At 31.7% G+C, this 18,649-nt stretch carries 17 protein-coding genes and 1 pseudogene; 8 read left to right on the forward strand and 10 right to left on the reverse strand.

The window, feature by feature from the left end; genetic code table 11:
• Window positions 1–23 precede the first annotated feature (23 nt).
• The 4 genes from RH98_RS00125 (at window position 24) to RH98_RS00140 (ending at window position 3,354) form a co-directional block, all read left to right on the forward strand.
• Entirely contained in the window at window positions 24–893 is an 870-nt protein-coding gene (locus tag RH98_RS00125; RefSeq protein ID WP_010249153.1) for a helix-turn-helix domain-containing protein, read from the forward strand.
• 98 nt (window positions 894–991) lie between these two features.
• Window positions 992–1,354 (forward strand): hypothetical protein, encoded by a 363-nt coding sequence (locus RH98_RS00130; RefSeq protein ID WP_141629400.1) that lies wholly within the window; start codon window positions 992–994, stop codon window positions 1,352–1,354.
• Window positions 1,355–1,439: 85 nt separating this feature from the next.
• Complete coding sequence (locus tag RH98_RS00135) at window positions 1,440–2,225, forward strand: MbnP family protein (RefSeq protein WP_010249156.1); 786 nt, start codon at window positions 1,440–1,442, stop codon at window positions 2,223–2,225.
• Window positions 2,226–2,298: 73 nt separating this feature from the next.
• On the forward strand, window positions 2,299–3,354 hold the full coding sequence (locus RH98_RS00140) for a cytochrome-c peroxidase (RefSeq protein WP_010249158.1): 1,056 nt from the start codon (window positions 2,299–2,301) through the stop codon (window positions 3,352–3,354).
• 61 nt (window positions 3,355–3,415) lie between these two features.
• Here the strand turns inward: RH98_RS00140 and lysS are convergent, their stop codons facing one another.
• Window positions 3,416–5,116, reverse strand: coding sequence for a lysine--tRNA ligase (gene lysS, locus RH98_RS00145; protein WP_010249159.1), 1,701 nt, complete (start codon window positions 5,114–5,116; stop codon window positions 3,416–3,418).
• 186 nt (window positions 5,117–5,302) lie between these two features.
• Between lysS and RH98_RS15350 the strand changes: the two genes are divergently transcribed.
• The 3 genes from RH98_RS15350 (at window position 5,303) to rpe (ending at window position 6,932) form a co-directional block, all read left to right on the forward strand.
• Window positions 5,303–5,467, forward strand: coding sequence for a YqaE/Pmp3 family membrane protein (locus RH98_RS15350; RefSeq protein WP_010249162.1), 165 nt, complete (start codon window positions 5,303–5,305; stop codon window positions 5,465–5,467).
• Window positions 5,468–5,480: 13 nt separating this feature from the next.
• Entirely contained in the window at window positions 5,481–6,182 is a 702-nt protein-coding gene (lipB, locus tag RH98_RS00150; RefSeq protein WP_010249164.1) for a lipoyl(octanoyl) transferase LipB, read from the forward strand.
• 87 nt (window positions 6,183–6,269) lie between these two features.
• On the forward strand, window positions 6,270–6,932 hold the full coding sequence (gene rpe, locus RH98_RS00155; protein WP_010249166.1) for a ribulose-phosphate 3-epimerase: 663 nt from the start codon (window positions 6,270–6,272) through the stop codon (window positions 6,930–6,932).
• 407 nt (window positions 6,933–7,339) lie between these two features.
• Here rpe and groL read toward each other — a convergent pair whose 3' ends face one another.
• The 7 genes and pseudogenes from groL to miaB all read right to left on the reverse strand — a co-directional run bounded on the left by groL (window position 7,340) and on the right by miaB (window position 13,991).
• On the reverse strand, window positions 7,340–8,968 hold the full coding sequence (gene groL / locus RH98_RS00160) for a chaperonin GroEL (protein WP_010249168.1): 1,629 nt from the start codon (window positions 8,966–8,968) through the stop codon (window positions 7,340–7,342).
• A 35-nt stretch (window positions 8,969–9,003) separates the two neighbouring features.
• Window positions 9,004–9,279 carry a co-chaperone GroES gene (locus tag RH98_RS00165; RefSeq protein ID WP_010249170.1) on the reverse strand — a complete coding sequence of 92 codons (276 nt, stop codon included), beginning with the start codon at window positions 9,277–9,279 and terminating at the stop codon, window positions 9,004–9,006.
• Window positions 9,280–9,437: 158 nt separating this feature from the next.
• Complete coding sequence (secG, locus tag RH98_RS00170; protein ID WP_010249172.1) at window positions 9,438–9,803, reverse strand: preprotein translocase subunit SecG; 366 nt, start codon at window positions 9,801–9,803, stop codon at window positions 9,438–9,440.
• Window positions 9,804–9,808: 5 nt separating this feature from the next.
• A pseudogene (locus tag RH98_RS00175) lies at window positions 9,809–10,671 on the reverse strand (tetratricopeptide repeat protein).
• Between the two features lie 31 nt (window positions 10,672–10,702).
• On the reverse strand, window positions 10,703–11,206 hold the full coding sequence (locus RH98_RS00180; protein WP_010249174.1) for an LptE family protein: 504 nt from the start codon (window positions 11,204–11,206) through the stop codon (window positions 10,703–10,705).
• Between the two features lie 2 nt (window positions 11,207–11,208).
• Window positions 11,209–12,510, reverse strand: a complete 1,302-nt coding sequence (locus RH98_RS00185) for a sigma-54 interaction domain-containing protein (RefSeq protein WP_010249176.1) — start codon at window positions 12,508–12,510, stop codon at window positions 11,209–11,211.
• Window positions 12,511–12,542: 32 nt separating this feature from the next.
• Window positions 12,543–13,991: a tRNA (N6-isopentenyl adenosine(37)-C2)-methylthiotransferase MiaB gene (miaB, locus tag RH98_RS00190; protein WP_010249178.1), complete on the reverse strand. Its 1,449-nt coding sequence runs from the start codon at window positions 13,989–13,991 to the stop codon at window positions 12,543–12,545.
• A 1,209-nt stretch (window positions 13,992–15,200) separates the two neighbouring features.
• Here miaB and RH98_RS00195 point away from each other — a divergent pair.
• Window positions 15,201–17,078, forward strand: coding sequence for a TonB-dependent receptor plug domain-containing protein (locus RH98_RS00195; RefSeq protein WP_010249180.1), 1,878 nt, complete (start codon window positions 15,201–15,203; stop codon window positions 17,076–17,078).
• A gap of 74 nt (window positions 17,079–17,152) precedes the next feature.
• Here RH98_RS00195 and RH98_RS00200 read toward each other — a convergent pair whose 3' ends face one another.
• On the reverse strand, window positions 17,153–17,797 hold the full coding sequence (locus RH98_RS00200) for a WG repeat-containing protein (protein ID WP_026038639.1): 645 nt from the start codon (window positions 17,795–17,797) through the stop codon (window positions 17,153–17,155).
• Window positions 17,798–17,869: 72 nt separating this feature from the next.
• Window positions 17,870–18,622, reverse strand: coding sequence for an SDR family NAD(P)-dependent oxidoreductase (locus RH98_RS00205; RefSeq protein WP_010249185.1), 753 nt, complete (start codon window positions 18,620–18,622; stop codon window positions 17,870–17,872).
• Between the last annotated feature and the right edge of the window lie 27 nt (window positions 18,623–18,649).

Genomic DNA, 18,649 nt, shown 5'->3' on the forward strand with positions numbered 1-18,649 from the left:
AATGTATTAATTAAAAGTTTATTATGTCATCTAAGATTATAAAATCCTTTTCAATCAATTATTTTACTAATAATCAATCTTCTTTTTTCATTGCTGATATTGATAATTTCGATAATAATTATCCAGTATTATCTAGCGAGTTTCGTTCAAATATTTATATGCTATTAATAGCAAATAAAAAAGATTATTCGGTAACAATTAATGCCTGTGAATTTATTGATAACGAAAGATGTATTTACGTCATAAAGAAAAATGATATAGTCAAAATGTCCTTTGGAAGCAATTTTAAAGGAACACTTGTAGCGTTTGAAGATTGCTTTTTTTCTAAGCGCTATCATGATAATGTATTAAATTATTTTGATTTTTTACAACTTAATGCCTCATCTCTGCAGGTCTTAGATAGTAGTTCAAGAGAAAAAATTGATTTGCTTTTAGATTTTATGAAAGCTGAATATCAATCGACTCGACAAACTAAACATAAAGTACTTAGATCTTATTTAAACATTTTATTGTGTGAATTGCAGTATAATGAAAGTATTACTAATCTATTTTGTGAGAAAGGTAAGGGGATATCAAACGAGCGTGTATTGGCTTTTTTAGATTTAGTAGAAGTTTATTTTAAAGAGGCTAAGACACCTTCATTTTACGCTGAAAAACTTTGTGTTACTCCTAATTACCTTAATAAACTATGTAAGCAAGATAGAGGTGTTACTGCTGGTCAAATTGTTAGGCAACGTATTATTGTTGAAGCTAAAAGACTACTGCAATTTACCACTTATAATATTAATGAAATAGCTAGCGAGTTGTGCTTTGAGAGTACTTCTTATTTTGTAACTTTTTTTAAGAAACAAGAGGGGATCACTCCTGAAAATTATAGAAAATCATTTACTTGATTTAGATAATCAAGCCTTTTATTACAAGAAGTGTGAATAGATAGATTATAACTATCAAGTTTTTAAAATTTATAGTAACCTCTCTTTATTTTTGTGACGTGAAAAATATATATATCATATTAACTATTGTTTTTATATTTCGCCCAGTAATGCCTGTGGTGGAATATATGGTTAATTATGAGTATATATCTACTGTATTGTGTGAGAATATTGATAATCCAGAAATGCATTGTAATGGTAAGTGTCATCTAGCAAAAGAACTCGACAAGTCATTATCTCATAAGTCACCATTTCAGTCAGAAAAGCCTACTATCTTATATGAGTTTATTGCTTCACAGAACTATGAGGCATATTTTAAAAGATTTTATGTTATAAATAGAAAGAAGAATATAGTTCCTTTTTATTTTAATCTTTATAAATTTCTTTTTAGTGCTTCCGTATTTGAGCCTCCAATTTTATAAGTAATTATTTGTCAGTTTTTTACCTATTCCGAGCATATCGGAAAGGACTTTTATTATCAATATTTAACTTATAAAAATAATTACAATGAACAAAATATTATCTTATATAGCAGTATTATTAATTTCTGTATTTTCATTTACATCATGTAGTAGTGACGATAATTCAACAAAGGAAGTAGAATTAGAAGGGAGTAACGATATTATTTTCAATTTTGAGCATAAAATGTATGGTCAAGAATTAGAATATGGACAAACGTATAAAGCTAATGGCAATAGTGAGGAAATAAATGTTACTTTTTTAAAATATATTATTAGCAATTTTCAATTGACGGACAATAAAGGAAAAGTATTCACTTATACAAAAAATGATAGTTACTTTATCATAGATTCTGAAACCAATGATATGCAAATAGTACTAAAAAATGTACCTGCTGGAAGATATACGAAAGTAAAATTTGGTGTAGGAGTTGATCAAGAGAAGTACTTAAGAGGACAGGAGGAACAGCAGGATTTTTGGGATTTATGTGCTAAACATGATTTAATCTGGGGATGGATTACAGGATATAAATTTATTAACTTTCAAGGAGAGTATGAAAATTCAGGAGACAGAGGTGGCTTCTCTTTCCATATAGGAAGTCACGGCAGTAAATTAGATAACTATAAATCTAGAGAATTAGCAAGTAAGGAGACTATTGAAGTAAGTAATAAAAAGTCACCGATTGTTACAGTAGGAGTAGAAGTTTCTAAGCTTTTGGATAGTACACACAAAATAGTTCTAAAAGAAAAAGCAGTTATCATGGTGGACGCTGTGAAGGCTCCACAAATAATGGATAATGCTTTGACAATGTTCGAAATAGAAAAAGTAGAATAACAAGAAACTTTATAATTCAATTAAAAACTACGGAGAATTTCTATTTCCGTAGTACTTCTTTTTAAATCTTATTATGAGTATTAAGAATTTTACTTTTGCTGTTCTTGTTGGCTTTCTCTTTAGTAATTGTACTGATGATGAATTATGTAGCGATATTGCAAATAAAGTTGAAGATGTTATAGACTGGGACAAACCTTCTAATTTCCCAGAGTTAACCTATCAATTTGATAGGAATCAATTATCATCATCTAGATTTGAATTAGGAAAGAAACTATTTTATGATACAAGACTTTCAGAAGATAATACAATTTCATGCTCATCTTGTCATATTAAAGAATATGCATTCTCTGATGGAGGTAAAATATTTAGTGTGGGAATAGATGGACATATTGGGAAGCGCAATGCACCTGCTATACAAAATATGGCATTTAATGCTGAATATTTTTATGATGGTGCATCTAATAATCTTGAGATGGTAGCTATTGTGCCTATTCATAATGAAATTGAAATGCGAGAAACATTGCCTACAATACTTGATAAATTAAGAGTTGATACGGAATATCAAGAAATGTTTAAAGCTGCTTATAATGATGTTAAGATAACCTCTACAAGTATGCTTAAAGCACTAGCACAATATATGACGCTATTAATATCAAGTAATTCTAAGTACGATAAATATATTAGGAAAGAGAAAGGAGGTAAGCTAAGCAATTTAGAACGAAAAGGCCTTGAATTGTTCAGTCAGAAATGTTCATCTTGTCACAGCAGTGATTTGTTTACAGATAATAGTTTTATAAATAATGGATTACCCATAAATAATCTATTAAATGATAAAGGAAGAGAAGAAGTTTCTGGTGAAGAAGAAGATCGTTATAAATTTAAAGTGAGTTCTTTGAGAAATATTGCTGTTACAGCACCTTATATGCATGATGGTAGTCTTGCTACTTTAGAAGATGTTCTAGACTTTTATGATTCTGGAGTGATAGATTCGCCTTCGTTAGATTCACAGTTAAGAAATAAAGAAACAAAGAGATTAGGAATTCCTTTATCTGTAGAGGAGAAGAAAGCTATAATAGCCTTTTTACACACTTTGACAGATTATGATTTTATTAATAATCCTGAGTTTTAATAAATAAGCCCCAATAAGTTTCTTATTGGGGCTTCTATTATAACTAGATTAGTTTATTATATTAATGTTGATAGATGACATATTTTGAATCACCTTCAGTTTCTACCTTAGTTAAATTATGAGAAGCTAACCCTTTCATCGCTTTATCCCATTTTTTACCACTTAAAGCAGCTTGTTCTTTTAAAGAACTAATTTCAACTTTATTGTCATTGTTTTCTAAAATTTGAACAATGATTTTTTCTTCGTCTGTTAATTCTACACTTGGAGCCTTTTTCTCAGGTCTCATTTGTGGAAAGAAAAGAACTTCTTGAATAGAAGGATTATTAGTTAAGAACATAATTAAACGATCCATTCCAATACCCATTCCTGATGTAGGAGGCATCCCATATTCTAAAGAACGTAAGAAATCTTGATCAATAAACATTGCCTCATCATCACCACGGTCAGCTAAAGCCATTTGTGCTTCAAAACGCTCTCTTTGATCGATAGGGTCATTAAGTTCAGAATATGCATTAGCAATCTCCTTACCACATACCATTAATTCAAAACGTTCTGTAAGTTCTGGATTATCTCTATGCGCTTTTGTCAATGGAGACATCTCTTTAGGATAATCAGTAATGAATGTTGGTTGGATATAATTACCCTCACATTTCTCACCAAATATTTCATCGATAAGTTTTCCTTTACCCATTGTCTCATCAACAGGAATACCCATTTCTAAGGCAGCTTTGCGGATCTCATCTTCTGTTTTACCAGTAATATCAAAACCTGTAAACTCTTTAATAGAGTCTGCCATAGTAATACGCTTGAAAGGAGCTTTAAAGTTTATTTCGTGTTCACCAAAAGTAGCTTTTGTAGAACCATTAACAGCAACAGCACAATGTTCTAATAGACGTTCAGTAAAATCCATCATCCAGTTATAATCTTTGTAAGCTACATAGATCTCCATAACTGTAAACTCAGGATTGTGTGTTCTGTCCATTCCTTCATTACGGAAGTTTTTAGCAAATTCATATACTCCATCAAAACCACCTACTATTAGCCTTTTTAAATATAATTCATTTGCAATTCTTAGATATAATGGAATATCTAATGCATTGTGGTGTGTGGTAAATGGACGTGCAGCTGCACCCCCTGGTATTGCTTGTAATACAGGAGTTTCAACTTCCATATATCCTGCGTCATTAAAGAATTCACGCATCGCTTTGTACAATTTTGTACGTTTGATGAATGTCTCTTTAATTTGTGGATTTACAACTAAATCTACGTAGCGCATTCTATAGCGCAATTCAGGATCAGTAAATGCATCAAATGTATTCCCTTCTGCATCTGTTTTTGGAAGAGGCAAAGGGCGTAAAGATTTACTTAATAAAGTCAATCCTTTTACACGAACTGTTTTTTCTCCTACTTGTGTTGTAAACAACTCTCCTTCAACTCCAATGATATCGCCTAAATCAATAAGCTTTTTGTAGATTTCATTGTATAAAGTTTTGTCCTCACCTGGACAAAGTTCATCTCTATTGATATATAATTGTATCTTACCTTCACTATCTTGAATAGTTGCGAAAGAAGCTTTTCCTTGAATTCTTGAAGACATTAATCTACCAGCCACGATAACCTTCTTACCTTCTTCAAAATCGTTCTTTATTTGCTTCGACGTATGGTCTACTGGAAATAGATTTGCAGGATAGGGATTCACACCAAGCTCTTGTAATTTGCTCAGCTTTTCTCTTCTGATGATTTCTTGTTCTGAAAGTTGCATAATAACTGTAAATTAATTTAAAAGGCAAATATAGCTAATCTTTGAAAATGCGACAATTAGTAATGAAGCAAATACTAATTAATTCTTATAGTTATTGAATAATTTGTAACGTCATTAAAAGAAGCGACCAAATTCATTGTTTTCTTTACTAAAAATTGTCGAAATTTGTAGATAAATATATTTAGTATGAGTATTTGGAGAGTTTTACTAGCTATTTTTTTGCCACCATTTGCAGTTTTGGATAAAGGCTGTGGATCAATACTTATTGTTGCACTTTTAACTATGGCAGGGTGGGTACCTGGGGTAATTGGCGCATTAGTTATTTTAAACAATCCAAAATATAGTAAATAATAACTTTTTTATAATGAATAAGCAAGTTAAGTTAATTGATCTTGGTGAGAAAGACTATAAAGATACATGGGATTATCAAGAACAACTTTTTCAATCAATATTAGACGTTAAAGTTAGAAATAGAAGAGAAGGAACAGAGGAGCCAACAGAGAACTACTTTTTATTCGTAGAACATCCTCATGTTTATACGCTTGGAAAAAGTGGACACATTGAAAATTTACTTTTAAATGAAGAACAGTTAAAGGCTAAAGGTGCTACTTTTTATAGAATAAATAGAGGTGGAGATATTACTTATCACGGACCTGGGCAAATCGTTGGATATCCAATTATAGATCTGGAAAATTTCTTTACCGATATTCATAAATATTTACGTTTGCTAGAGGAGACCATGATATTAGTGTTAAATGACTATGGAATAGAAGCAGGTCGTAGTGAAGGCGAAACTGGCGTGTGGTTAGGAATCGGAACTCCATTTCCACGTAAGATATGTGCGATGGGAGTGCGTGCATCACGATGGGTAACTATGCATGGTTTTGCTCTAAATGTAAATTCTGATTTAGGCTATTTTGACAATATTATTCCTTGTGGAATTAAAGGCAAAGGAGTCACCTCTTTAAACGTTGAGTTAGGAGTTGATTATGTTGATGAGGATGAAGTAAGAGAAAAAATTATTAAATACTTCTCAGAGCTTTTTGAAGCTCAAGTTTTAGAATAATAAAAATACTCTTGTTAACATTGGTTGGCAAGAGTATTTTTTTGTTATCTAAAATTAGTTTTATCTTTGCTTAAACAACACAATATTATGAAGAATACAATGATTGCACCGTCAGTACTTGCTGCTGATTTTGGTAATTTACAACGCGATGTTGAGATGATAAATGCAAGCCAAGCTGACTGGTTTCATATTGATATAATGGATGGTGTATTTGTGCCAAATATATCTTTTGGTATGCCAGTACTTGAGGCTATAGGAAAGCATGCAAAAAAGACTTTAGATGTGCATTTGATGATAGTCGATCCTGATCGTTACATTAAAACATTTAAAGATTTAGGCGCTGATATTTTAACTGTACATTATGAGGCATGTAACCATTTGCATAGAACGATTCAAGCTATAAAAGCGGAAGGGATGAAAGCAGGTGTAGCATTAAATCCTCATACAAATGTCAATGTATTAGAAGATGTAATTAAAGATTTAGATTTAGTACTTATTATGAGTGTAAATCCAGGATTTGGAGGACAGAGTTTTATTGAGAATACATACAATAAAGTAAAAAAATTAAAAGCAATGATTGATGCTACGGGATCTTCTGCTATTATTGAAATTGATGGAGGAGTAACTAGTAAAAATGCTAAAGCATTAGTAGAGGCAGGAGCTAGTGCATTAGTTGCTGGTAGTTTTGTTTTTAAATCAGAAACACCAATAGAGACAATTGCAGAATTAAAAGAAATCAGTACATTATAATTTGTAACTACTTGGAATAGATTATAAACTTTTTATAGAATTAAAAAGAGATAAAACACTAAGGTAAGGGCGGTAAATATTGATTATTTACTGCCTTTTTTATTTCATAAGCATTGAAGATTGTTTATAGAAGTACCAAAAAAGAAGAGAGAGCCTTTTTTTCTTTAAACATCTATATTACCTATAGAAAGTAATCATTTTAAATTCTTATGAGGAGCAGTTAAGAAACTTTATAGCGATGTATTGATCTCATTAACTCATAGATGATTTTTTCATTTTACTTATGTGTGCCTATTATTTATATTTAAGAATCGAAAGGACGAGCAAGAGGTTTTTCCTTGAATTAAACGTATAAAAAAAGGTCGACAGCTATCACTGTCGACCTTTTGTATTATAAGGATATAAGATTACATCATTCCTGGCATACCTCCGCCCATTGGCATAGCTCCAGCACTTTCATCTTTAATATCTATTAATGCACATTCAGTGATTAAGATCATTCCTGCAACTGAAGCAGCGTTTTCTAAAGCTACTCTAGTTACTTTCTTAGGATCAATTACACCTGCTTGTAACATATCAATATATTCGTTTGTTTTAGCATTGTAACCAAAGTCACCTTTACCTTCTAGAACTTTAGCAACGACAACTGAACCTTCCATTCCAGCATTTTCTACAATTGTTCTCAAAGGAGATTCAATTGCTTTAGCTACGATTTGGATACCAGTTTCTTCGTCATCATTTTCAGCTTTGATTGTGCTTAATGCATTTTTAGCTCTTAATAATGCAACACCACCACCAGCTACGATTCCTTCTTCTACAGCAGCTCTAGTAGCGTGTAACGCATCATCAACTCTGTCTTTTTTCTCTTTCATTTCAACTTCTGAAGCAGCTCCAACGTACAGTACAGCTACTCCACCAGCTAACTTAGCTAATCTTTCTTGAAGTTTTTCTTTATCGTAATCAGATGTAGTTGTTTCCATCTGAGCTTTAATTTGGTTAACTCTGTTTTTAATTAATTCAGGGTCACCACTTCCACTTACGATAGTAGTATTATCTTTATCAATGCTTACACGTTTACAAGTACCAAGCATTTCTAAAGTTGTATTTTCTAATGAATATCCTTGTTCTTCTGAAATTACTGTACCTCCAGTAAGGATTGCAATATCTTCAAGCATTGCTTTTCTTCTATCACCAAATCCTGGAGCTTTTACAGCAGCAATTTTTAATGCACCTCTTAATTTATTCACTACTAAAGTTGACAATGCTTCTCCATCAACATCTTCAGCAATAATTAATAATGGTTTACCAGATTGTGCTACAGGCTCTAATATAGGAAGAAGTTCTTTTAAAGAAGATACTTTCTTGTCGTATAGTAAGATATATGGAGAGTCTAATTCAACTTCCATTTTTTCTGAATTAGTGACAAAATATGGAGATAAATATCCTCTGTCGAATTGCATACCTTCAACAACTTCAACTAATGTTTCAGTTCCTTTTGCTTCTTCAACTGTGATAACACCTTCTTTTCCAACTTTTTCAAAAGCTTGTGCAATCAATTCTCCGATAAAATCGTCATTGTTAGCTGAAATTGAAGCTACTTGTTTGATTTTATCCATTGATCCACCAACCTCTTGAGATTGTTTTTTAAGGTCTTCTACTATTACTTCAACAGCTTTATCAATTCCACGTTTTAAATCCATTGGATTTGCTCCTGCAGCTACGTTTTTCAATCCTTCTTTTACGATTGCTTGAGCTAATACAGTTGCTGTCGTAGTTCCATCACCTGCAAGGTCATTAGTTTTAGAAGCTACCTCTTTAACCATCTGAGCTCCCATGTTTTCTAATGTATCCTCTAATTCAACCTCTTTTGCAACTGATACACCATCTTTAGTTACTGTTGGTGCAACAAATGATTTTCCGATGATAACATTTCTTCCTTTAGGACCTAATGTTACTTTTACAGCATTTGCTAATGCATCTACTCCGCGTTTTAAACCTTCACGAGCTTCAATGTCGAATTTAATATCTTTTGCCATTTCTTTCTAATTTAGTTGTTAATGATTCAATTTGTTTAAACAATAGCTAAAATATCGTCCTCACGCATAATTAGGTAATCTTTACCTTCGTATTTTAACTCTGTTCCAGCATATTTACCGTAAAGAACAGTATCACCTACTTTAACAGTCATGTCGTGGTCTTTAGTACCGTTTCCTACTGCAACTACCGTTCCTTTAGATGGTTTTTCTTTTGCTGTATCTGGAATAAAAATACCTGAAGCAGTCTTAGTCTCTGCTGGCAATGGTTCAATAAGAACTCTGTCTGAAAGTGGTTTAATGTTTAATGACATAATTTTAATAGTTTATGATTATGAAATTGAATTTAGTTTTTATTTATAACGGTTATAGATTATTCACAAAGCGTGCCAAATCTTTAGATGGCAGTTTTAGGTAAAAAAAAATGCCAGCTTGACAGCTGGCATCCATTTATGATATAAAATTTATTGACTTATTGTTGTGCTTCTGTAGAATTGTCATTGTCTGACGCACCATTAGTTGTTTGTGGTGCTTCTTGAGTAGGGGCATCCATTAAAGGCATGTCTACAGACGCATTAGGATCTAATAATTTAGAATCTCCACTTGCTCCTCCACTAAAGCTTAAGCTTGACATTAAAATCAGGATAATTAATACTGCTCCTAATGTCCATGTACTTTTATCTAAGAAATCGTTTGTATTCTTTACTCCACCAACAACAGTAGAGCCACCAAATGATGAGTCTAAACCTCCTCCTTTTGGATTCTGTACCATAATTACTACGACTAGTAAGAAACAAACAATTGCGATTAGTACTAAAAATATTGTAAATGTGTTCATGGTTATTAACTATTATGTTGTTGTAACGCTTTAATATCTAATATTTGGTCTGCAAAGAAACTACTTTTTTCTGGATATTTCAAAATTAAAATCTCATAAGCTTGTATTGCTTTTTGATATTTCCGTTGCTCTAAATATATTTTTGCTAATGTTTCTGTCATCAAACTATTGTTCTCTTGTACCGAGTTTTCAATGTTTACGGGAGCTGACAGTGGTTTTTTTGTTGGGACAATTTTAGGATTTGTCTCTATAAATTTGTCAATTAATGTTAATTTTTTTTGTTTCTCTTCTTCAGATTTTTTTCTTTTTCTGTTGAAGTAGTTCCATTTTCTCGTTCAATAGGGGAATGTTGCGCTAGTTTTAACCATTCTTGGTAAGAGAATTTTTCATCTTCTGAAAAAGTTAAAGGTTTTCCAATATTAAGTTTTTCTTCAATTTCTTTTATTGAATTTTCCTCTTCTTGAGAATGATTTTCCTCTGTTGTTATTTTATCAGTATTATCTTGTTCTACTGTTTGGTTTACGATAGTTATATCTTCTTTTTGTTGATTAGAAGGTAATATATCGTCTTGTTTTATCTCTAGTGAAGATATTGGTTGCGTTTCAATTTCTTCTTCTGAATCTAGCTGTATTGGTTTATAAGAGATAAATTCTTGTGAAGTAATAAATTCAAATAATATATCTCTATCAAGTGTATGTGCAGCTGTGATTTTTAGCTCTGAATTATATAAAGAACTTTTCTGAAGATACAAGCTTTTTAAATAGAGGCTTCTTACTGATTGGAAATAGGGATATTCCAATAGCAATTCTTTCAGAATTACTGCATCATTACCTGCAACATATTCTGGATTATGTAGTAAATATTTTATTTGTTCTGTATTCAAACTTACTTCTTTTTGATTACCATTTTGCTAATGATTCATTAAAAACATCTTGTGTAATACGTTCATAAATAACGTTTAATGCTTCTGTTAAGCTAGCCCCCATAAGCTGTGTATTAGCATCATAATCATAATAGAAAGAAAAACGTTTCTCAAAATCATTCTCAGGCTCTTTTTTATTTATAAAACGCACGTTAATTGTGATAGTTAAACGGTTTTGAGCAGCCCTTTGATCAGCTGTTGCTGTCATAGGAGATATTCTATAATCTACTATCTCACCTTCATAAATTAAATCAGCCCCTTCATTTGTCAAACTTAAACTTGTTTGATTTTGAATCAGATCTTGAAGAGCTAATGTGAAGGTTCTTTCAATACCTGGCTCAACAAGCTCTGCATTATTCTGAAAATAATTTACTTGAAATGAGTCTGCATTTATTTTTCCTGTTCCTGTAAAGTTATAATATTTACAGCTACCAAGTGTCAATGTCGTAATTAATACAAAAAATAGATATTTAACTTTCATAATTATAGGTTGTATTGTTTGATTTTTCGATATAGAGTACGTTCAGAGATTCCTAACTCATCTGCAGCAGCTTTTCTTTTGCCCTTATTTCTGTCAAGGGCTTTTCTAATTAATTCTACTTCTTGTTCTTCTAGATTAAGAGGTTCGTCTTCCACTGTTTCAGCTACTAAATAATCATCGTCATCGTCGTCATTATTAATCTCATCTTGAAATGAAGGGTGTAAGGACTTAGATGCGTTAATATGTTCATGTAAAGGAACAATGTTGTATTCTGTTATATCAGAAGGCTCTGTTATCTCTTTGCTATCTGCTGCTGGTTTCTGACCATATATTCTTTGAATCAGTCCAGGATTAGTTTCTTGTACGTGATTTTTATCGTGCTTTAATAATTCTAATGTCAATTTCTTTACATCATTAAGGTCATTTTTCATTTCGAATAATACCTTATAAAGTATTTCACGTTCATTAGAAAAATCTGAATCAGATTTCTTACCATTTATAACAGAAGGGACTTGTCTATCGTGATTAGGTAAATAAGATTGTAGAATAGGTAACGATATTGTACGATCTTGTTCTAAGACAGATATTTGTTCTGCAACATTTCTTAGTTGTCTTATGTTTCCATCCCATCTATAACGTATTAGATATGCAGCAGCCTCCGGTAATAGTTTTATCGGAGGCATTTTATATTTATGTGCAAAATCGGAGGCAAATTTTCGAAAAAGTAAATGTATATCTTCACCACGTTCTCTTAGCGGTGGTAAAGTTATTTCTACAGTGCTTAAACGATAGTATAAATCTTCTCTAAATTTACCTTTTTCAATAGCTTCTGTCATGTGGACATTGGTAGCAGCAATGATTCTTATATCTGTTTTCTGAACTTTTGAAGAACCTACTTTAATATATTCACCATTTTCAAGCACTCTTAATAATCGTACTTGTGTGGTTAAAGGAAGTTCTCCTACTTCGTCCAAAAAGATTGTACCTCCATTTGCCTCTTCAAAGTAACCTTCACGTGAACCAACAGCTCCTGTAAAAGCCCCTTTTTCATGTCCAAATAGCTCACTGTCAATTGTTCCTTCTGGAATAGCTCCACAGTTTACGGCAATGTATTTTCCGTGTTTTCGGTGTGATAATGAGTGAATAATCTTTGGAATACTTTCTTTCCCCACTCCACTTTCACCTGTTACTAAAACAGAAATATCAGTGGGAGCTACTTGAATTGCTTTTTCAATTGCTCTGTTGAGTTTCGGATCGTTACCAATTATTCCAAATCGTTGTTTGACAGCTTGAACATTTTCCATTCCTTATTAATTCTTTATAGAAGATTAATATATTATTCTTGCATTGGCGAATAGCCTACAGCTTTACCGATTAGGGTTGCTGATGTACAGTCTTGTATTTCTACTAATACAAAATCTCCGACTTTATAATTTTCTTTCGGGAATACAACTGTTGTGTTTTGAGAGTTTCTTCCTGACCATTCTTTATCAGAGCGTTTAGAAGTTTTTTCAATTAATACTTCTACAGTTTGACCTACAAAACGTTGTGTTCTTTCTAAACTTATTTTGTTTTGTGTAAAAATGATTTCTGATAAACGGCGTTTTTTAACCTCTTCGGGAACGTCATCTTCAAGTTTTCTAGCAGCTAGCGTACCAGGTCTTTCAGAATATGCAAACATAAACCCAAAGTCATATCTCACATGTTCCATTAATGATAATGTGTCTTTGTGATCCTCTTCTGTTTCTGTAGGGAATCCAGTAATCATATCTTGAGATAAAGAAATATCTGGAATTAATTCGTAAATTTTATCAACTAATGCAATATATTCTTCTCTAGTATGCTGACGATTCATTTCTTCTAAAATACGTGTGCTTCCTGATTGTACAGGTAGGTGGATGTATTTACAGATATTGTGATGCTTAGCAATTACCTCGATTACTTCGATATGCATATCTTGTGGATTAGATGTTGAGAATCTAAAACGCATTTTTGGAAAAGCAGTTGCACATTGGTCAAGAAGTTGAGCAAAGTCTATTGCTGTTGCTTTTTGCATTTCAGTTGCTTTATCAAAATCTTTTTTCAATCCTCCACCATACCATAGATAACTATCCACATTCTGACCTAATAGAGTTATTTCTTTAAATCCTCTTTCGTTTAAATCTTTAATTTCTTCAATAATACTTTGAGGGTCACGACTTCTCTCTCGACCTCTTGTAAAAGGTACAACACAGAATGTACACATATTATCACAACCTCTTGTGATTGATACAAATGCTGTTACACCATTACTTTGTAAACGAACTGGAGAGATATCGCCATATGTTTCATCTTTTGATAAAATAACGTTGATTGCATCTCTTCCTTCTTCTACATCTTTTAGTAGATTTGGCAAATCTTTATAGGCATCAGGACCTACTACCATATCTACAATCTTCTCTTCTTCCAAGAATTTACTTTTTAGTCGTTCGGCCATACAACCTAGAACACCTACTTTCATTCCTGGATTTTTCTTTTTTACTTGATTATATTGATCTAGGCGTTTGCGTACTGTTTGCTCTGCTTTGTCACGTATTGAACAAGTATTAACCAATACTAAATCAGCTTCTTCTAGATTTGTTGTCGTGTTGTATCCTGCATCTGACAGAATTGAAGCTACAATTTCGCTGTCTGAAAAGTTCATTTGACACCCATAACTTTCTATAAAAAGTTTCTTAGTGTTAGTAACTTTCTTTGTTAGCTCTAGACTTGTACCTTGTTTATTTTCATCAATTACCTTTTCCATAATAGTGTTAAAAGGGAGTTTGTATTTTAAAGGGCAAATATAGATTTTTTTATAAGAACTGACAAGTTGACAGATGTATATTTATAGCTTTATTGATCAGTATTTTAGTATTCTTTTAATCTATTTAAAGTCTTTGAAATCCACTGTTTTATTAATAGTTATCAGCGATGCTCTTGAATTGCAGTAAGACATAAACTACTTATTTAGTGTTATTCTATATTGTGTGTATGCAGTTTATTTTAGATAAGAGATTATAGTATGTTTTGAACTCATCTTAATTTTTTAGTTTTCTGAAATTCCTTTAGTTCTATAACAATATAAGCCTTGAATTTTCATGCTATCCAACTCAATAATGTGCCATTTAATCATCGTGTACATAACAAAAAAACACCTCACTTTTTTTAAATGTTAAAAAATATATCTACTTAAATTACAATACGTTACATTAAAAATAGCCATTTTAAGGTAAAATCGTAGTGCTTGTTAAGGTCAGTGTTTACAGGCATTAGAGCTAAATCCTTCAACACTTCTTCAACAATGCCCCATGATTACTCCATATAGAAGGCTATTTGTTGAAGAAGTCTTGAAGAAGTCTTGAAAAAATCATATCCTCTATAGTAATTGAGGTATATGTGGAATTAAATATTCCATGAATCGTTTTATGCACTTCTATTCAAAAAGACCTCTCAATAATTAAATGATTATCTTTCAAAAATTTTAAAAAGAAAACGGCTGTAATGAATTGGATGAGCGATAATAAGATGAAATCACGTTGCCTTTTTCATTTATATAATATTGCCTTAACTACTTCATGAAATGGTTTTTGATTTGAATCCTCTTTTTGGAAGTAACTAGTGGGGAACTATATCTAATTCAATACTATCCAAATGGAGTATATGATATCTATAATTGTAAGTTTTGTTTGGTTGACAGTACAAGTTTCTATTGCCTTTCTTTATATTACAAAGGTCAAGACGACCTCTTTTACAATATTTAAGCGTTGTGGTTTTTAACTGATAGCTTAATAATTATAGAACGCTACTATTATTTCCGATAGTTTTTAGAATACAATTATAACCGGTATGTTGTCTATTTTATAACCGGACTATAATGACAGAAATATTCCTATGTAGTTTTGCTCTACAATAGACAACAAATCAATGTACTACATTACTTAGTACTATATTAAGTTTAATTATTTAAAAGTAGATGAAGAAAATTTTTCTAAGCCAAGTTGCATTATTCGCCACATTAGGTGTATTTGCACAAACTAACGATTCAGATAATAAAGAGCAACAGTTGAATATGGAGGAAATTGTAATTTATAATCAACGATTACAATTGCCTAGCACATTAAAGAACAGGAATATTACAGTTATAGGTCAGCAAGAGATTGCACAATTGCCAGTTGCCTCTGTTAATGAATTATTGAGTTATGCTGCTGGAGTTGATATTAGACAGAGAGGACCTTTTGGTACGCAAGCTGATTTAAGTATTGATGGTGGTAGTTTTGAACAGAATGTTTTATTATTAAATGGACAAAAAATTTCTGATCCACAAACAGGGCATAATAGCTTAAACATACCTATACCATTAGAAGCTATAGAGCGTATTGAAATTGTCAGAGGACCATCAGCAAGACTTTATGGGATAAATAGTTTGACAGGCGTGGTTAACATTGTAACTAAAAATCCTAAGAAAGATGGACTATTTGCTCATACCTATGTAGGGAGTAGCTTTAAAAAGGATAAAGATGGTGATCATGGAGAAGTATTTAATAGCAGAGGTATACAAGTAGGAGGTACTTTAGTAAGAGAGAAAGACAATCACATGCTTTTTGGGAGTCATGATTCGGGAAATGGTTATCGTTACAATACAGCCCATCATAATAATAAAATGTTCTATCAGGGAAATTTTGTTCCAAATGATAATAATGCAATAATGGTATTAGGTGGATATGCTAGAAGTTCTTTTGGTGCAAATGGTTTTTATGCTGCTCCGGGAGATAAGGAATCAAAAGAGATTGTATCTACTACAATGTTTAACATAAGTTCACGTCATTATTTAGGAGAACGTTTCACTTTGTTACCTAGTGTTGCTTATCGTTATAATTTTGATGACTATCGTTATTTTAGACATAAATTAGATGTAGCGAGAAGTAGACACTACTCACATGCTATTACTTCTAATTTACGAGGTGAATATCTAGCAGATATTGGTAAGTTTTCTTTTGGTGGAGAAATGCGATATGAAGAAATAAATTCTACTAATATTGGAGATCACAGTAAAAGTAATTATGGGCTATATGCAGAATTTCAAAAGGAATATTTCGATAAGTTAGATATTAACTTGGGAGCATATGTAAATTATAATACTAAATATGGTTGGGAAGTATTTCCTGGTATTGATGCAAGTTATGCTGTTAATCAGAATTGGAAAGTTGTATTTAATGCAGGAACAGCTAGTAGAATTCCATCTTTTACTGACCTTTATTTAGATCAAAGACCTGGAAATATAGGTAATCCTGATTTAGAACCAGAAAAGGCATATCAAATAGAGTTAGGGGCTAAATACAGTAATAATAAGTTTAAAGCTGAAGCTTTTGCTTTTTATAGAGATATTACTGATTTTATTGATTGGATTAGAGAGGATATTACAGTGCCATATCAGTCATATAACGCTTCAAAAAATAAAACAAAGGGAATTAATACTTCATTAAAATATACTATTGGTAATGAAATTTCACAATGGAATTTGGGAGCTTCCTATACTTATCTTTCTCCAAAAGTAGAGAATAAAGAAATAGACAAGATATCTAAATATGCGATAGAAAGTTTAAAACATCAAGTTGTAGGTTCTGTGAATTATCGATATAATAATTTTAGTGCTACTATTGCTAACCGTTTTAATGAGCGTATTAGTTACAAGAGTTATTGGTTAACTGACATCAGAGTTAATTATGTAATGAATAAATATAGCTTTTATCTAGATGCTCAGAATATTTTTGATAAGACATATATAGAAGCAGGAGCTGTACCTATGCCAGGAAGATGGTTTTCAGTGGGAGTAAAATATAATGGATTATAAGATAGCTAAGATTAATTAAATTTTATTTTTAGTTAGTTGTTTTTATAAAGGGAGATGAAATTCATCTCCCTTTTTTAATCTGCTATTTTTGTTCCTTTTTTATTAATTGTAAAGGCTTTAAATTTAATTTCTACTTTCGCTTCACCATTTTCAAAATGGCTAGCATAATCGTATTGGAAAGGTATTACGACTTTCCCTTTCTTATTAATATAACCAAATAATTGATTTTGAGATGCTAATGATAAGCCATCAGAAAAACCACCTACATATTCATAAATAGGTTCTATTATTTGTTCCCCTAAAGTATTAAAATATCCCCACTTGCCATTTTCATAAAATGGAATCATAAATTCACTACTCGTTTGTAGTTCTTCATATTGAAATGGGATGACTATTTCGCCCCTATTGTTTATTGCTCCTTGCAAGTCGTCGTAAGTAACAATAGATATTCCATCAATAAAAGATTCAATCTGGGTAAACATAGGTTCTATAAATAATTTACCACTATTATCTTTAATGCCAAATAAAGCTAATTCTGAGTCTTGATACCATCTTAAGTTGTTTTTAAACTTGAAGTCTGGATCATTTTTTAAATCTATAAATATTGTATCCGTTTTCTCAGTTAAGTCCTTATAAATTGAGGATAAGAATAATTTGTTTGCCCAACTAATGTTACAATTTATCCCCATAAAAAGGCAAATTGTTACTAATCTTTTCATTTTAAAACACTTGTTTTTTATAGCTGTTTGATGGTACAAATTTAGGTCAAAACAGTTTTGGTCATTAATAAATTATTGTATTTTTTTGTTGAATACGGTAGGGCTAGCTTGTGCCTTTGGATAGATAGTTATATCTGATAATTGTACGTGTTCTGGTTGCATCAAAGCATAATGAATAGCATTCGCTATGTCTAGTGCTTGCAAGGGTTGATAGCCTTCATATACTTTAGCTGCTCTTTCTTGATCACCTTTAAATCTTGTTAGGGAAAAGTCAGTTTCAACTGCTCCTGGAGCAATATTAGTTACTTTGATGCCCTTTGTAACAAGATCTAACCTCATTCCTGTGGATAGGGCTTCAACAGCTGATTTAGATGCACAGTAAACAGTTCCATTCTGATAGGTTTCTTTTCCTGCAGTAGATGAAAGGTTTACGATATGACCATTTCCGATGGGTAGCATAAGAGGTAGAACCGCTTTAGTGACATAGATTACTCCTTTCACATTGATATCAATCATTGCTTCTAAATCCTCTATATTAGCTTCTTGAAATGATGCTAAACCATGTGCATTACCTGCATTGTTAATTAATACATCTATCTGTCGCCACTCTACAGGTAAACTGTTAATAGCATTAAAAACTTGTTCTTTATTACTGACATCAAAAGTTAAGATATGAACATCTGTAACTTTAGTTAAGTTTTCTTTTATCTCATTGAGTTTATCTGTTCTTCTTCCACAAAGAATTAATCTATAATTGGAAGCTAAAGCTTCTGCTGTTGCTTTTCCAATACCAGATGTAGCTCCTGTGATTAATGCTGTTTTCATTATATATAAAGTTTATGTTGTTTTATT

The sequence above is a fragment of the Myroides injenensis M09-0166 genome (assembly GCF_000246945.1).
GTDB lineage: Bacteria > Bacteroidota > Bacteroidia > Flavobacteriales > Flavobacteriaceae > Flavobacterium > Flavobacterium injenense.

Bases quoted from the DNA above. Each gene is read 5' to 3' on its own strand.
- RH98_RS00125 (WP_010249153.1), top strand. From the start codon at position 24: ATGTCATCTAAGATTATAAAATCCTTTTCAATCAATTATTTTACTAAT.
- RH98_RS00135 (WP_010249156.1), top strand. From the start codon at position 1,440: ATGAACAAAATATTATCTTATATAGCAGTATTATTAATTTCTGTATTT.
- RH98_RS00140 (WP_010249158.1), top strand. From the start codon at position 2,299: ATGAGTATTAAGAATTTTACTTTTGCTGTTCTTGTTGGCTTTCTCTTT.
- lysS (WP_010249159.1), bottom strand. From the start codon at position 5,116: ATGCAACTTTCAGAACAAGAAATCATCAGAAGAGAAAAGCTGAGCAAA.
- RH98_RS15350 (WP_010249162.1), top strand. From the start codon at position 5,303: ATGAGTATTTGGAGAGTTTTACTAGCTATTTTTTTGCCACCATTTGCA.
- lipB (WP_010249164.1), top strand. From the start codon at position 5,481: ATGAATAAGCAAGTTAAGTTAATTGATCTTGGTGAGAAAGACTATAAA.
- rpe (WP_010249166.1), top strand. From the start codon at position 6,270: ATGAAGAATACAATGATTGCACCGTCAGTACTTGCTGCTGATTTTGGT.
- groL (WP_010249168.1), bottom strand. From the start codon at position 8,968: ATGGCAAAAGATATTAAATTCGACATTGAAGCTCGTGAAGGTTTAAAA.
- RH98_RS00165 (WP_010249170.1), bottom strand. From the start codon at position 9,279: ATGTCATTAAACATTAAACCACTTTCAGACAGAGTTCTTATTGAACCA.
- secG (WP_010249172.1), bottom strand. From the start codon at position 9,803: ATGAACACATTTACAATATTTTTAGTACTAATCGCAATTGTTTGTTTC.
- RH98_RS00180 (WP_010249174.1), bottom strand. From the start codon at position 11,206: ATGAAAGTTAAATATCTATTTTTTGTATTAATTACGACATTGACACTT.
- RH98_RS00185 (WP_010249176.1), bottom strand. From the start codon at position 12,510: ATGGAAAATGTTCAAGCTGTCAAACAACGATTTGGAATAATTGGTAAC.
- miaB (WP_010249178.1), bottom strand. From the start codon at position 13,991: ATGGAAAAGGTAATTGATGAAAATAAACAAGGTACAAGTCTAGAGCTA.
- RH98_RS00195 (WP_010249180.1), top strand. From the start codon at position 15,201: ATGAAGAAAATTTTTCTAAGCCAAGTTGCATTATTCGCCACATTAGGT.
- RH98_RS00200 (WP_026038639.1), bottom strand. From the start codon at position 17,797: ATGAAAAGATTAGTAACAATTTGCCTTTTTATGGGGATAAATTGTAAC.
- RH98_RS00205 (WP_010249185.1), bottom strand. From the start codon at position 18,622: ATGAAAACAGCATTAATCACAGGAGCTACATCTGGTATTGGAAAAGCA.